Origin of the sequence: Achromobacter sp. Marseille-Q4954 (assembly GCF_943737025.1) — a bacterium.
GTDB lineage: Bacteria > Pseudomonadota > Gammaproteobacteria > Burkholderiales > Burkholderiaceae_B > Achromobacter > Achromobacter bronchisepticus_A.
Map to the genome: position 1 here is coordinate 319,807 of NZ_CALSFQ010000003.1, position 17,534 is coordinate 337,340.

The 17,534-nt window shown below is 67.1% G+C and carries 1 protein-coding gene (running past one end of the window); it reads left to right on the forward strand.

The genetic code is table 11. The features are described from left to right. Window positions 1-17,530 carry the 3' portion of a DUF4347 domain-containing protein gene (locus NGK62_RS27020; protein ID WP_251881177.1) on the forward strand. Its footprint begins 12,101 nt before the window's first position, so the window shows 17,530 of its 29,631 coding nt (coding positions 12,102-29,631); the start codon falls outside the window, past its left edge; it ends in the stop codon at window positions 17,528-17,530. Window positions 17,531-17,534: the final 4 nt, after the last annotated feature.

The window sequence follows — 17,534 nt, forward strand, 5'->3', positions numbered from 1 at the left end:
GACCGTGGCGGGCAGCGTGGCCGTGGGCACGGCGGCGGTGTCGGTGGGCGGTGCGGTGTCGGTGAACCGGCTGAACAGCAAGAACGAGGCCGGCATCCGCAACGCGCGCCTGGTCGAGGCGCTGTCGGCGGGCGGCGCGCCGGGCGTGGCCGTGCAGGCGCGCGACGACGGCTACGTGCTGGCCGTGGCGGGCGGGCTGGGTGTGGCGGTGTCGCCGGGCAGCGGTGCGGGCATTGCGGCCGGCGTGTCGGCCACCCACAACACCGTCAACAACCAGACCCGAGCCTATATCGACGGCAGCAGCGCCAGCAATGGCAGCCTGCGTACGGAGATCGGTTCGGCTAATGGCCTGGCGGTGGACGCGATCAATGACTCGCGCATCGTGTCGGTATCGATCGGCGTGGCGGCGGCGGTCGCGGTGGGGCAGGGCTTTGCAGGCGCGGGCGCCGGCGCGGGCAGCGGCAACACCATAGGCGGGTCGGTGGAAGCCACGTTGAAGAATGTGTCGCCGCTGAACAATGGCTATCTGGACGGCGACGTGCGCGTCAACGCCGAGAACACGGGAACCATCGTGACCGTGGCGGGCGCGCTGGCGGTGGCGGTATCCGCGGGCGGCATGGGCGCCGGCGCCTCGGTGGGCGTATCGGTGGCCATCAGCGAAATCAGCACGACGGTGCGCGCGCGGGTCGACGATTCCATCCTCCGCACGCGCGGCGGCAGCCAGGGCGTGACGGTGTCGGCGTCGGATCGCGCCGCCATCACCGCCATCGCGGTGGGTGGCGCGGTCAGCGTGCAGGCCGGCAGCGCCGGCGTGGCGATCGCGGTCGGCACCAGCGTCGCGGTCAACAAGGTTTTCAACACGGTGCAGGCCGAGATCCGGGGCGGGCGCATCGAGACTGGCGGCGCCAGGCTGTCGGTCAGCGCGATCCAGCAGGCCGACATCCTGTCGGTGGTGCTGGGCGCTTCGGTGGCGGTGTCGGTGGGCGATAGCGCCAACGCCGCCATTGGCGGCGGCGGCGCGCTGGCGCGCAACGTCATATCGGCCAGCGTGAAGGCGGGTATTGCCGATGCCGTCATCGATACGCGGGACGCGGGCGGGGCGCGCGGCGCGCTCGATGTGCGGGCGCTGGGCCTGTCGCAGATCGATGCGGTGGTGTTGGGCATGTCGGCGTCGGTCTCTGTCAGCCATTACGCGGCCGCGTCGGCATCCGTGGGCGTGGCCATGGCCGAGAACGTCATCGGCTACGACGTCAATAGCGCCGGCCAGGTGGTTGCGCTGGGCGCGGGCAGGCCGGTCAACGAGATCGCGGCGTCGATCGACCGCAGCGCCGTCATCGCGGGCGCGGTCACGGTGGATGCGAGCAATGTGAAATTCAAGGCCGACGGCAGCGTCGACCGGCAGCAAAGCATAGATGCCGTGGTGGTGGCGGGCGCGGTGGCGGTGTCGGTGGCCTATGCGCCGCCCATCGTCGACGGCGCCAGCCTGGCGGTCTCGGGCGCCGGCGCCGGCGCCAGGGCGGTCAACAAGATCAAGACCTCCATCACCGCCAGCATTACGGACCAGGGCCAGGGACATGCCTGGGATGCGGGCAGCGTGTCCGTTACGGCGACAGACCAGTCACGTATAGACAGCACGATCGCCGCCGTGGCGATCTCGGTGGCGGTGTCGCTGGGGGCGACCGCGTCGCTGTCGGTGGCCGTATCGCTGGCGCAGAACGAAGTCGCCAACGACACGCTGGCCAAGGTGGATGGCGTGAACTTCACCGGTGCGCCGGTCATAACCGTCAAGGCCGACAGCAAGGCCGACATCCACACCGTGGCGGTGGCGGTGTCGATCGCGGCGGGCGTCAGCCTGGGCGGGGTTTCGCTGGCGGGCGGAGGCGCCGATGCGCGCAACGTGATCGGCTCGTCCGCGGTGGCGATCATGGAAAACTCGCGCGTCAGCGGCAACGGCGCCAACGCGCTGACGATAGACGCCGACATGAGCGGCACCATCAAGGCCACGGTAGTGGTCGCCAGCGTGGCCTTCACGGCCGCGGGCGGCTCGCTGGCCATCGGCGCCTCGCTGGCCGACAACGAGATTACGCAGGCGGCGGGCGCGCGCGCCGGCCTCGCCAATACGCAGCTGTCCAACCTGGGCGCCATCAACGTCACCGCCGATACCGTGCAGACGCTGGAAGCGGTGGTGGTGGCGGGCGCGGTGGGCATCGCCTACCAGGGGCTGGCGCTGGCGGCCGCCGGATCGTCGGCCTACAACACCTCGCGCGCCGTCACGCGCGCCGAGGTCAACGGCCTGACGCAGATCGACCCCAATGTGCGGGGCGCGGCCAGCCTGAACATCAAGGCGTCGAATAAGTCCACGCTCAAGGCGACCGCCGCGGGCGCGAGTCTGGCGGGTACCTCCCAGGGGCTGGCGCTGTCGGTCGGCGTGGCCCTGGCCAGCAACAAGGCGCTGGGCGCGGTCGAGGCGGCGCTGTCGAACTCGGTGTTGAGCGCCGGCGCAGGCGTGCAGATGACGCGGGCGACGGTTACGGCCGAAGACACGACGACGCTGGAGGCCAAGGCCATCGGCGCGTCGCTGGCGTTCGCAATGCAGGGCGGATCCCTGTCCGTGGGCGCGTCGGTGGCGCGCAACGTGGCAGCCATGAGCGTGCAGTCGTCCGTGACCGGATCGACGCTGAACGTGTCGGACGCCGTGGCGGTGTCGGCCAAGGAAACCGCGACGCTGGACGGCGTGTCGGTCGCGGCCTCGGTTGCCGCGGGCTTTGGGGGCGTGGCGGTGTCGGGAGCGGGGGCGGAGAGCACGCAGACTGTCGCCAATGACGTGGGCGGCTACATCAGCGGCTCGACGGTCACGGCGGGTACCGGCGTGTCGGTCAAGGCGGACAATACCTCCAGCATCTCGGCCGTGGCTGGAGCGGTGTCGGTCAGCGCCACGGGCGCGGGCCTGGGCGCCAGCATTGGCGTGACAATCGCCAAGAACACGTTCGGTGTCCATTCGGACGACGGCGTCAACCGCGCCAACCGGGCGCTGGCCTATATCGACAACAGCACGATCTCGGTCGCCAAGGGCAATGTGGACGTGCTGGCCACGTCCAGCGAAACGCTTACCAGCGTCAACTTCGCCGGCAGCGTGGCGGTGGCGGGCTTCGGCGGGTCGGCCGCCGGATCCGGAGTGCAGGTCAGCAACCGCTTTGCGACGGCCACCTCCGCCTATATCCAGGGCTCGGAAGCCATCGCCGGCATCATCGGCGGGGCGGGCTCGGTGAACGTGCGCGCCCAGGACAGCAGCACCATCCTGAAGTCCGGCGCCTATGGCGTCGCCGTGGCGGCGTCGCTGCCCGTGCCGGGAAATTTTGGATTGAATCTGGCCCTGGCCGTGACGCTGGTGGATAGCGTGGCGGCCAACGAGGTCAGCGCCTATATCAATACGGCCAACGGCAAGAACGTCGGCGCGCAGGATGCAGTCTCGGTCGTGGCGGTCGAGAAAACCGAATTCAAGGGTCTGGACGCGGTCACCGCCTCCGTGGCGGTCGGCGGCGGTATCGCGGCGTCGGGCGCGGGAGTGCGCGTGACCAACAACACCCGCAATGCCGTCAGCGCCCGGGTCTCGGGCGCGGGCAAGGTGGGGGCGCTGGGCAAGGTAGAGGTCAAGGCCGATACCCAGGTCCGCGCCGATATCGACCTGACGCAAGTCAGCGTGGCGGTGGGCATGGTGGGCGCGGCGATCGGCGTGGGCATTGCCGAAAACATCGCGCGCGACACGACCACGGCGACCGTGGACGCCACGACCGTCAGCGCGCCGCTGGTGGACCTGAACGCGCTGGTCAGCGTGGACTTCAGCCAGACCCAGACGGCCGGCGTAGCGGCCACCACCGGGCTGGCCGTCAACGTGAACAAGGCGCTGGTGGACATTGCCACGACGACGCTGGCCGAAGCGCGCAACGGCGCGGTCTTGCAGGGCCTGTCGGTTACCACGCCGGGCCTGGGCGAAACCCCGGGCATGGTCAATATCAATGCCCAGGGCACGTACTACGGCCGGGCCTATTCGAAGGCGATCACCGGCGGCGTGATCGGCGTGGGCGTGATGAACGCCGAAACCCGCCTGGGCGGCTCGCTCAAGGCGTCGGTGGACAACGCGACGCTGCAGGGCGCCATCATCGGCGTGACCGCGAAGGGAACCACGGAGCGCAATGGCGAGGCCGGCCTGCTGGCCGAGGCCCGTTCGCTGGAAGTGGGCGGCGTGACGGTATCGATAGACAGCGCCTCGCTGACGACCTCGCTGGACACGCGCGTACAGATCGGCAACAACGCCCGCATCGACGGCACCCTGCTGAGCATCACGGCGGACCAGGTGCAGTCCGTGGACGTCAAGATGGACGCCGGCACGATCGCGCTGGTGGCGGGACGGCAAGGCAAGATAGACGTCGATCTGGGCGGCAAGTCCGCCATCGAGATCGGCGGCGGCGCGCACGTGATCGGGAACAAGCTGGATATCCGCAGCAACAATACCGTGCGCGGCACCTCTACCCTGAGCGGCTATTCGGTCAGGGTGGCGGGCGCCGACGTCAGCAAGCACACGGTCACGATCAAGCCGGAGTCGAGCATCACCGTTACCGGCGCGCGGCAGGCCAACAGCACCCTCGATACGGCCGGCATGACCGTGGTGCAGGCGCGGGGCAATTTCGATACGCCGGGCATGCTGGATCTGGTCGCGACCAACGACATCATCTACACCCAGCGCAACAAGATCACCGGCGTGGCGGGCGTGTCGGTGACGCTGTCGACCAACAAGCTCAGCACCGACGGCGCGCTGGCCCAGGTCAAGGTGAACGGCGCGTTCCTGCGCAATGCCTTCGGCGACGTGGTCATGGCTGCCAACACGCGCGGTGTGACGACCACGATCAGCGATCTGCTGGTGGTTTCCGTGTCCAGCTTCAGCAAGTCGGACAGCAACAACAATCTGACGGTGCGCAACGCCATCCAGATCGACAACGCCTCGATCGAAGGCGACAACATCCTGGCGCTGGCGGGCAACGGCAAGGCGACCGATCCTTTGTCGACCGGTTATCTGCTGGCCAACGACAACGTGTCGTTCACCCTGGTGGGCATCGCCCAGGTGCCGGCGGTGGACAGCGGCGCCAAGGCGCGCCAGATCAACACCGTGCTGATCGACGGTGTGGCGGCCAACGGTTCGGTGCTCAAGGCGCAGCGCAACGTGCGGCTGGAGACCAATCCGTCGAAGCTGGACCAGGCGCGCGTGAACGGTTCGGTGCAGGTGATCGGCCTGAACCTGAATCCCACGGTCAAGCTGGCCGAGGGCGTGGTGGATACCACGTCGAGCAAGGTGGCCACGGGCGCCGCCACGCGCATCATCGCGGGCGTGAACAATGCGGCCAACCTGTTCGTCATCCCGGCCGAACTGCTGGAGGAACTGGGCTACACCAGCGCCACGCTGCCCGCTGCGGGAGCGCCGCTGCGGTTCGACTCGAATTCGCCCGCGGTCAGGGCGATCCTGGAGAAGCTGCTGGGCGCGGGCAAGACCAGCCTGGACGGAGCGCCAGGCACGGTCAACATCGACGTGCGCTATGAACTGACCGCGTTCAGCGCCAGCGACATCAAGGTCAACGTCACGGCCGGGATGATCATTGAGCACAACGGCAGCTACTACCGCTACAACAGTCCCAACAGCCGCGACCTGGACCTGGCGGCGGAGGACTACGCCAACAGCAGCTATTGGATGTACTTGAGCAATCCGACGGCCGCCCAGGTCGGCGATGCCATGAAGTCGAACTTCGGGAGCTTTGCCGCCGGCAACGTCGGCAAGCTGTACTTCGTACTGAAGACGGTGGACATTGCCCAGCCTACGCTGCGCTATGCCAGCCAGCAGAACGTCATCAGCGAGCAGATCCGCACGTTGACGCGGATGCAGGCCGAGCATGCGTCGAATCCGCAGGCCGTGGCGCGCTATCAGGCCAATATCGCCGCCTTGCAGCAGCAGCTGCAAAGCATCCAGATGGGCGTGAAGCTGCAGAATGGCCAGATCCGCTACCTGGATTCCTTCAGTACCTTCTTCATCGACATGCCGGACATGTACGCGTCCGGCGGCTCGGTCTATGTGAACGCGACCGATACCGGCGGCGTGTACCGGTCGGGCATCGATGCCCGCGCCAACACCCAGATCAATATCGTCAACGATTCGCCGATGCTGATGAACGTCCGGGACGCGGTGGTGCTGGACGGCACCATCATCCGCCCGGGATCCGACGGCCAGCTCAAGGTCTTCAAGACCGGACACCTGTACGTCAACGACGTGTCCGTGAAGGGCGCGTCGGGCGCCGACACGGCCGAGGTCAGCATCAGCCAGATCAAGAACGGCTGGGCCGCGGACCCGTTCGGCGGCGCCTTGAACGACCCAGACGATCCGACCAACAGCGTGGCGAAGATGATTGCGAACGCGCCGGTCGACCTGAGCCTGATGGGCGCGGTGGTCAACCCGCTGGGCAAGGTGTCGGTGATCAACGCGCTGGGCAGCATCAATGTGTCGGGAACCATCCAGGCGCTCAGCCTGGACATCGTGGCCAAGGGCAACTTCAGCCTGCAGAGCGAGGGCTGGTACAACTCGGGCGCCGATCCCACCTTCCTGAACGACAAGTGGCAGAACGTCATCAACGCGCTGAAGAACAGCGGCGCCAGCACCGGCATCGACGACACGATGCAGAACGTGCTGCTGAAGTGGGGCTATACCAAGCTTGAGCCTTTCTCGAAATACCTGAACGACAACCCGGCGGCGCGGGATTCGCGCATTTTCGCCCTGGGCGCGATCAGCATTTCGGCCTTGACGCTGAACATCGACGGCAAGATCCAGAGCGGCGTCACGGATGCCTACATCAAGATCGACAGCTCTTTCCGCGGCGATCAGGACAAGGCCTTGCAGGATGGCAACGGCTACGCCATCAACGGCGTGTCGTTCAGCGCGGACGGTTCCCTGAACCGCTATGGCGCCATCACGGGCCGTTTCGATTACGCCACGCAGACCATCATCCTGGATCCGGTCAGGCTGGCGGGCGGCAGCATTTCGCTGACCGGGCAGATCGTGTCGGTGGGCAACGGCAACCTGGTCGTGGCCAACGGCTACGCCTCGGTCCATATCGACAACCAGACCACCTACGCGCTGGTGACGCACGATATCGACGTCAGCACCTATCGCCGCGGCCGCATCGAAATCATCGATACGTCGCGCGGGCAGAAGGACTTGTATGAACTGCAGGGCCTGAACAATGTCGTGCACACGGTCTGGAACAAGTTCGTGCAGGTCACGCCGGACCCGGCGGATCCGCTGGCGCTGAGCTGGATCTGGGTCTACGAGAACGCCGCCGGCCAGCGCGATGCTGGCGGATTGAGCAATTCCGCCGGCACGCTGCAGGACGGCCGCACGCTGACCCTTTCATACAAGCCGCAGACCGGCCAGATGATGGTGTGGGTCATGGGCTGGACCTCGGGAGAGACCACCACCACGGTCTACACCACCAAGCGCTTCAACCTGTTCGGGGATTGGGATCCGCTGGGCTGGCTGACCGACAACGACACCACCAAGTCCGGCCCCGTGACGGTCTACGAGACGCCGCGCCCGGTGCTGGTGTCCACGGTGCTTGCCTACGACGGCATCAATTCGGTGCCGGACGCGCTCAAGCAGCAGCTGGCGGCCAGCGGCAAGCTGAACGAAGCGCTGCTGCCGTCCACGATCGAGGGCAGCGGCACGCAGAGCCTGGTCGAGGACGCCAACGGCGACATAGTCGGCCCCGACGGCAAGCACTACCGCCTGGAATCGTCGGGCGGCACAGCGCTGGACACGTCCGCGTTCAGCGTGGCCTACCGCAAGTTCAATACCGGCGTGATCGTGCGCAACGACGGCCCGCACACCAGCGGGGGCGGCTGGCTGCGCACCAAGACCACCACGCTCACGCAAGTGGTCGAGAAGAAGCAGCAGGAACTGTTCACCTTCTATGTGCCGGCATCGCAGGAGATCACGCTGAGCTTCATGGGCTCCAGCAACAGCGATAACGCCATCTACATCCGCAGCAACGGCAACGTGACGCTGGCTGGCAACCTGATCGTCGGCAATGGCAAGACCGTGCGTATCGAGGCCGTGTCGGCCTCCACGCCGACCTCCATCACGATGCAGGGCGAGGTTGGCATCATGGCGCGCGATGCCAACGGCCAGATGCCGTCCGGCGCATCCGCCGTGGTCAATGTCGACGCCATCGCGCTGGGTGGCGCGATCAACCTGAACATCATGGGTTCCAGCGGCTACACCCGGGCCGAGGCGCGCAACGACATCCGCCTGAACTACTTCTCGGATGGCGGCGCCAGCTCCTGGGCTTCCTTGAAGAAGGTCGCCTCGTCCGCTGGCACGGTCTACATCGAAGCGCTCAACGGCATCTTCAGCCACGCGTCCGCGGGCAACGACACGGTGGTCTCGGGCAACCGTATCGAGCTGAACGCCGGCTACGGCGCCATTGGCACGGCGTCCAAGGCGCTGGTCATCCATGCGCGCCAGGGCTTCGCGGCCCAGGCGGGCCTGGCGGGCGGACCCGCCGGCGCCGACAAGAGCATCTATCTGGCGCAGAACGTCCTGAACGCCGACCTGACCCTGGTCAAGCCTGTGAATTGGAGCAACCCGCAGGCCGCCGTGTACGCGGAATTGGGTGGCGTGCACATCAGCCTGAACGGCGGTTCGCTGCTGGACGGCGAACTGGCGGACACGCGCACCGCGACGGAAAAGGCCTACCCCACGGTCACGGCCAAGATCCTGGCCGAACTGAGCGCGCAGCTGGCGCAGTACGACAGTTATTGGTCGGGAGTGCGCTCGCTGCAAACCGCCACCGTGACGCTGGGCGGCGTGGGCACCTACCTGAGCACGCAGGCCGAGGGCGGCCAGTACCTGGCGATCGGCATGACGGCCGATGAGTATGCCGCGGTCTTGCAGGCGGCGGTCGACGACCATCGCCTGGTGCGCCTGGCGTACAACAACAGCCTGAACGGCAACGCCCGCACCGAGATCCTGGGATATCTGGGGCTGGTGGCGGGTAGCGGCGCGAATGGCGTCTATCGGTTCAGCTTCACGCTGTACGATCCGTCCAACCCGGGCGCGGGCCCGGTGTCGCTGGCCTCGCTGGGCTATACCGCCGGCAGCCAGGGCGTGCTGTACGGACCGTCGTATGCGCTTGCGGGCGCAACGGAGCAGTCCAATGCCAATCTGCCGATCAGCTTCACGCTGCCCACGGGCGCCCTGACCACGCAGCAGGGTTCCGATACGCTGCGCCTGCAGCTCACCGCCGATCAGATGACGCAGTTCGCCGCCAAGGCGGATCCGTCCATCGTCGACTACGCCCAGCGCGTGCTGGCGGGAATGCGCAGCTACACCAGCATACTGGTGGGCGGGCAGGTGCTGGCGATCGATCAGATCCTGCCCACGGAATCGTGGTGGGGGTCGAACAGCTTCGATACCGTCCTCATCCGGCTCAAGTCGCCGTATGTGGGCGATCTGACCACCGCCGATCCCAATGGCCATCGCGAACTGAACATCGTGCTGAGCAATGGCGCCGATACGGCCGGGGCCGCCAGCTACACCGGAACCACCGACACGGTGCGGCCCGCTGTGCCGGCCGCGGGCGCCGTGGGCACGCCGCAAGCGGGCGATCAGGACATCAGCTCGGCCATCGTCAATGCGATCCTGCAGCACAACCTGGCGAATCCGAACGACCAGATCGCCACGGGCGCGGGCTCGCTGTACGCGAACCTGACCTCCACCGCGCCGAATAGCGCATGGTCCGTCATCGAACGCTCCGTTGTCTCCAATCAGCTGCTGCTTTCCGGCACGCAGCTGGGCTGGAGCATGCCAGGCAGCGTCTCCTCGGTGCAGGCCTACAACCAGTGGATGAACAATGCCGGCAACGGGCTGATCGGCAGCGAGATCACCTTCACGATAGACGGCATGAGCTACACGCGCCGCATCGAGTCCCTGAGCCTGGTCCAGGCGGACGGTTCGCCCGCCACCAGCCTGTACAACTCGCAGAACCACGTGTCCGTGACTTTCTCGGGCGCGGCGGTGGAGACGAAGAACTATTACATCCGCAACGGCCTGGGTACGGTGGTCTCGACCCGCTTGCCGACGGAACTGGCGTACGGCTTGACCGGCCTGGGCAAGGGCGCGAGTTCGGGTGCGGCTACGCTGGCCGTGGCGTACACGGTGCAGCGCGGCTTCGGCGCGTCGGCGCTCAAGCAGGGCGTGCTGACGTCGGACACCCCGACGTCCTACTGGGGCTGGTACGGCAGCAACCTGTTGCCCTTCCACACCTACACGGAAAAGTCGGGCGCCGGCGCGGGCTACGCCGAGTACGTGGACATGGGCAACAGCTTCAGCTGGGATCTGACCGGCGCGGGCTTGAGCGACAGCGCGCGCACGCAGCTGGCCAACAGCATCAAGGCGCTGTTGCAGAGCGGGCAATCGATCTCGCTGGCGGGCCTGGAGCTGTACATGACGAACCAGAACGGCGCCTTGCAGGGCCATGAGCTGGGCGTCTACGACAACGGCACGCTGCACATCCTGACCATCGTCGATGCCAACGGCAATCCGCTGACGGCCGCCAGCTCCGACAGCGACTGGCTGACCGGCCGCATCACCTTCAGCGGCAAGGTCTACGCGCAGAAGTCGCAATTGATGGACCTGGACGTCTACAAGAACACCAACGTCCACGACCCGGTTGCCACCGGCGCCTATACGCCGACCTTGCAGGGCAAGACCGTCAACGCCGGCATCCGCCTGGTCGACTCGGGCTTCGCGCAACAGTCCCTGACGCAGTTCGGCGTGGCCACGCTGACATTGCCGGGCACCGACCGCCTGGTGCAGGGCCAGCGCATCGAGCTGAGCTTCGCGAATTCGACGCAGACGGTCATCTATTACGTGCAGAGCGTGAACGGCCGCGTGGTGACCCTGTCCGACAGCGTGGACGGCGCCTTCAATGGCGGCGACCCTGTCACCGTCGGCAAGATCCTTGCGCTCGCGGGCAATTCTCCTGGAGCGGTCACCGTCAGGCTGCTGGACGCAGCCGCCAGCGGCGCTTCGGTACAGGCCGACAACGTCATTACGTTGACCGACATGAACATCGTGCCGGTCACTGACGCCAGCGGCCAGGTGACGGGCTATCGCGCCTTGCAGGACTTCGACCGCGTGTACCTGAACGACGTGCGCCTGCAGACGGGCAAGGTGTCCAGCCTGCAGACCAACGTGGCCTACTACGTGCTCGTCGGCGCCAACAATACGATCCAGCTGTTCGCCTCCAAGGAACAGGCGGTGCTGTACCAGCAGATCCAGGCGCTGAACCAGACGGCGGAGGGACAGGCGCTGGCCAAGGCGCTGTTCACGGATGCCGGCATCACCGGCGAACTGCTGCGCGGCTTCGCGGCGGCGGACGTGCGCGGCATGTTCACCGTCTCCACGCACCTGTTCCAGACGCAGGCGGCGGGCTCCACCGAAGGCTTGAGCGCCCAGCTGCAAGCGTTGCATGAACAGTTGCGCAACCAGGGCTTCGACCCCAACTACCTGCCAGCCGCGCTGAACATCGCCGCGGCCAAGGACCTGGTCAAGTCGACGCGCAACCAGGTCGTCTACGACTACGTGGTCGACAAGGAATTGGCGCAGACGGCCGAGTATCACAACTACTGGCGCGATAGGCTGGAATCCGTTGCCGGAACCGCGGTGTCCGGATTGACGGCCGTGGCCGATGGCAGTTTCAAGCTGGCCGACATGAACATCGTCGACGACGGCAGCGGGCAATTGCGCGCCTTGCGCACCGGCGACGAGATCTACTTCCGGCACTCCGTGGGCGACGTGCGGGCCGATACGGCCTACTACGCCATCGTGGGCGCGGACGGCACGATCCGGTTGGCGGCATCGCTGGCCGACGCCATGCTCTACCAGACCGGCGCAGGGCAGAATGACGGCTTGCTGGCCCTGTACCCGAACCTGGGCCAGGCCATCACGCTGGCGTTCGACGCGTCCAGCCTGAATGGGGCAGGGGTGGAGGCGTATACGCGCGTCTACTCGGTGCGCGCCGACGCGCCGCCGCAGACCGCGCAGGAGATCGCCCTGTACGGCCAGACCTATGATGCGGGCCATTTCTTCTACTTCTCGACGGCGACGCTGCGCAATATCGAGAACAACCTGCTGTATCCGGTGTCGGCGGCCATCAACGAACAGGTCTTCGACCTGGAGGTCAGCGGCGAGGGCGCGCCGCCCGCCGACCGCTTCCTGAACGTGAAGGCGGGCGCGGACATCGTGCTGCGAACTTCCGGCCAGGGCTCGATCGGCGCCGAACTCGGCGACTACACCTTGCAGTTGCCCAACCTGGGCGGACTGTCGGAAGCCGACCGCGCCAACGTGTTCGACTCGCTGCCGGAGGCCGACAAGGCCATCCTGTCGCGCGCCAACGCGGTCAACCTGGCGGGCGTATACCACACGCTTTACCGCTACATCGGCCCGGCCGGCACCATGCCGCTGGACCGCGCCAGCGTCGATTTCTCCGATACGTCGCTGTGGCAGCGCTTTGAACCGCTGTTCTCCAACGATGCCTCGCTGATGCTGGGCAGGACGCTGGCGGCTAACAGCGCCGTGCAGTTCCTGTTTGCCGAGCGTTTCGACCTGTACCAGAACAGCCGCGACGTCTTCATCTACAACAGCAAGATGCTGGAAGGCGCAACGGCGGGCCAGCGCAGCCAGTTGCAGGCCAATATTGATGCCGCGCGCGCCAGCGGCGTGCAGGTGGTGGATATCGGCAGCGGCTTCCTGGATCCGGTCTGGAGCCAGATCAGCGTGCCGTACATGGCGCAGGATGGCGCCAGCCCGCAGGCGCTGAGCGCCGGCATGCTGGTGGGCGATATGCGCGACCCGCGCTATCTGACGCTGAAACTGACGCGCTCGCTCGCGGTGCAGGCTGTCAACGGCGTGGTGTCCGCATACAGCGACACCACGGTGGGCCTGGACTCGCCGCAGGGCAGCATCCGCCTGGGCGACATCCATGCCAAGGAAGGCATCACCATCACGGTCAGCGCGCAGGGCGGCTCCATCATCGGCACCGACGCCGGCACGCTGGAGAGCGCCGGCCAGGTCAGCCTGGTGGCGGACAAGGACGTCGTGGGCAGCACGCGCGACGCCAACGGCATCTATCAATACGATGGCGCCAAGCACCTGCAGCTCAATCTCGCCGCCGGCCATTCCCTGTACGTGGAAGCGGGCGGCGTGGCGCGGGTGTCGCAGGTGGGCGCGCAGGACCTGAACCTGGTCCTGGCGCACACCAAGGGCACGGCGGCAGGAGGTTCGTCCTACCAGGCGGACGCCAATCTGCTGGTCGGCCAGGTGGTGTCGGCCGGCAGCGTGACGCTGCAGGCGGGGCAATCGATCCTGAACGCCACGGCCCAAGGGCAGCGGCAGTATGCGAACGTGGTGCTGTCGGATCTGGGCGCGGCGGACCTCGCCGCCTTGGGTTACACGCGGGAGGTGGTCCTGATCGCCGGCCAGTCCGTGGGCCAGCTGGGCGCGGACCTGTCGCAGCAGGGCACGCCGCTGCTGATCAGCATCTCGCAGAGCGACGCGCAGGCGCTGGTGCGCGCCTCGGCGGCGCAAGGCGTCAATCTGTACGGCATGCACAGCCTGCGCCTGGGCGGCATCGACGTGGTCGATGCCAACGGGGTCCGCGGGGATGCCCGCATCTATGCGCTGGATTCGATCCTGAACGGCACGCCGTCCGGCCAGGCCGCCATCACGGCGCGCAACGTGTGGCTGGAAACCCTGTCCGGCACGATAGGCGAGCTGGGCTCGCCGCTGTTGACGGACCTGTCCGGCCATCTGGTGGCCTCGGCTCAAGGCTCGATATCGCTCAGTCAGTTGGGCGTCCATGACTTGACGCTGTCTCGTGTGGAGTCGCGCTCGCGCGATGAGGTGCATCTGGCCAGCCAGGCCAGCATCGTCAACGACAAGACGGCGCATCCGGGAGTTTCCAGCGGCCGGACGGACGCGGTCGTGACGGGCGGCAGCCTGTACTTCACGGCGGGCGGCTCGGTTGGCGGCTATGCGCAGTCCGACGTCGCCGGCGTGCAGGCCAACGATGCCCTGATCGTGGCGGCAGTCGGGCCGCAGGCGACGATCAACGCCCTGGCGGGCGGCGACGTGGCGTTGGTACAGGCGGGGGCTGCCACTGACGCGCAAGGCGTGTCGCAGGCGTTGTCCATGAATGTTGGCCACATCGAGGCGAACAACGCATGGCTGGTGGCGCGCCACGAAGGCGGACAGACGGCGGCCTCGGGCGACATCGTCCTGGCGGCGGACTCCGTGATCAGCGTCATGGGCGCGCTCAGCCTGCTGGCGGGCAACAACCTGTCGGTGGCGGGCCGCAGCGGCCTCATGCCGGGCGCGCTGATCCAGGCGGGCCAGCGTATGAATCTGCGCGTGGACCGCGATGACCGTGGCCAGGCGGGCTACGGCAAAGCCGCGGTGGCGGACATCAATGGCCGCCTGCTGGCGCCGCAGGTGCATGTCTACGGCAGTGCAACGGGCGACAACGCCATCACGTTCGGCGCCAGCGCCGAGATCGGCGGCGGGGTGGATGGCAATGGGGCCTTGGTCCAAGGCCTTTTGCTGGACGTCACCGGCGGTTCTGGCCGGGACCGCGTAACGCTGCGGGCGCAGTTGATCGACCAGCAGGACACCGTCGTGCGTACCCTGGACGGCGACGACGCGGTGGTGTTCGATGCATCCGATCTGCGCGGCAACGCCCTGGTGCAGACTGGGTTGGGCGACGATGCGGTGTCTGTGTTGAATACGCGGATCGCGGGCGCGTTGACCGTGCTGGCAGACGCAGGCGACAACACGGTGCTGTTGGAAACGGCAATCGTGGGCGGCGATACCGTCATCACGACCGGTTCTGGTTTTGATCAGATCACCGTGCTGGCCAGCGGCTTGGCCGGCGGACTGACGGTGGACGCAGGCGATGGCGGCAACGTCGTTGTGCTGGACCGCGCGACCGTGGGCGGTAACACCGTCATTACGACCGGTTCCAGCGTCGACCAGATCACCGTCCTGGCCAGCGGCTTGGCCGGCGCACTGACGGTGGACGCAGGCGATGGTGGCAACATCGTTCTGCTGGACCGCGCGACCGTGGGCGGCGATACCGTCATCACGACCGGTTCCAGCGTCGACCAGATCACCGTGCTGGCCAGCGGCTTGACCGGCGCACTGACGGTGGACGCGGGCGATGGCGGCAACATCGTTCTGCTGGACCGCGCGACCGTGGGCGGCAATACCGTCATCACGACTGGTTCCGGTGCCGACCAGATCACCGTGCTGGCCAGCGGCTTGGCCGGCGCACTGACGGTGGACGCAGGCGATGGCGGCAATAGCGTTCTGCTGGACACCGCGACCGTGGGTAGCAATACCGTCATCACGACCGGTTCCGGTGCCGACCAGATCACGGTGCTGGCCAGCGGCTTGACCGGCGCACTGACGGTGGACGCGGGCGATGGCGGCAACATCGTTCTGCTGGACCGAGCGACCGTGGGCGGCCATACCGTCATCACGACCGGTTCCGGTGCCGACCTGATTACCCTATCGGAGTCGGATTTCCTCGGCCATCTGGCCGTGGATGCCGGCGCGGGCGACGACAAGATCTGGATGTCCCGCATCCTGCTGGCGCGGGGCGCCACCGTGCAGGGCGGAGAGGGCGACGACTACATCTACCTGTCGGCGCGCGCGCTGGCGGGCGGAATTTCGCTGCGCGGCAACGACGGCAACGATCTCATCGTGCTGGATCAACTGCCTTCCTTGACCAGCCAGCAAGGCTCGCCAGGCGTGACGGACCGGGTGGACGTGGATGGGGGCCGCGGCGCCGATCACATCGTCGTGAACCTGAACGCGGCGCTGACCTCCATCATCGTCAACGTTCACGATTCCGACGACCACGGTCGCGAAAACCTGGCCGACGTCAACAAGCTGACTATCAACGGCACGGCTCAGGACGAGAGCTTCCTGGTCCGCGCCAACCATGTCGCCAAGATCACGCCGCAAGGCGCGGGCTACGCCGATTCGGTCCAGCGCGTGAACTACGACCGCAGCATGACGGGCGGACTGCGCCTGAATGCGGTGGATGGCGGCAACCGCTTCTATATCGACGACACCGGCACCCACGTGGTCATCGACGGCGGCCTGGGCAGCGATCCGGCCAAGCACAACGAGTACCTGGTAGGGCAGCTGTACGCGCTGGACCGCCAACTGCCGCAAGTGGCTGCCGGCGACCAGATCGGCACGGTGCTGACGACGCAGGGCTATCTGTCGCGCGGCAACAGCTACGGCATGACGCTGTACGGCGCCGAGAACAGCAGCAACGTGTTCCGCGTCTACAGCAACGCCGCGCCGCTGGCCCTGCATGGCGGCAAGCGCGACGACGAGTTCATGGTCTATGCCTTCAAGCAAGCGCAGGCGCAGGCGGACGGCGGGCGCGGCTATGTCGTGAACGGGCCGGTTGCCATCGACGGCGGTGCGGGCCTGAATACCTACACCATGCTGGGTTCCGAGGACGCCGACGCGTTTGCGCTGACGCAGGAAGGCATACGCGGCGCGGGGCTGAACACCAGCTACCAGAACATCCAGCGCGTCAATCTGGATGCGCGCGAAGGCAATGACCACATCTACGTGTTGTCGACTCGCAGCAACGTCATCACGACCCTGATCGGCGGCAGCGGCAGCGATACCTTCGATCTGTCGGGAGATGTGGCGGGCAATACCATCGTCACGGGTCGCGGCGGTTCGCGCGACGTGTTCGATGGCGCGCAGCCGGTCAGCATCACGGCGCAGCCGGGCGAACTGGACGCCGATGGCGGCAATACCCTGTCGTTGTCGGTGAGCCTGGACGCCAGCGTGCTGCCGCGTCCGGCATCCGGCCAGGCCTACGTTTCCCTGAGCAGCGCCATGGTGGCATCCGCTGTACGGGTCGGTGTCGCAGGGCGCGGGCCTGTCTTCTGCGGATGCGCTGGCTGCGGCCATGCAAGGTCTGCAAGGGCGCGGCGTGCTGCTGTCGACCGACGGCGGCCAGACCTGGCATCAGAGCGTGGTGCTGGCCTTCGACGCCAATGGCACAGGCGCGCACGCCTGGGGCGTGGCGCAGCAAGTGTTGATCAAGGTCGAGGGCGGAGCCGGCGTCGGCCTGCCGCCAGTGAGCTTGGCCGGCCTGGACCTGCATCTGTCGGCCTCGCTCTTCACCACCCTGCCGGGGTTGCAGGATGTGGCGCTGCCGCCCATCCTGGTGCGCGTGGCGGATCCGGCCTATGCCGGCGCGGCCAACGAGCCGGGCAAGGTCCGCAGCCCGCGGGCCACCGATCAGCCCGTCATTACGGTGGATCCGGCCACGGGCGTCAGCTACGCCAACTATGGCGATCAGCCGCACGACGTATCGGGCATCCAGGGCAGCTTGCTGATTGAAGGC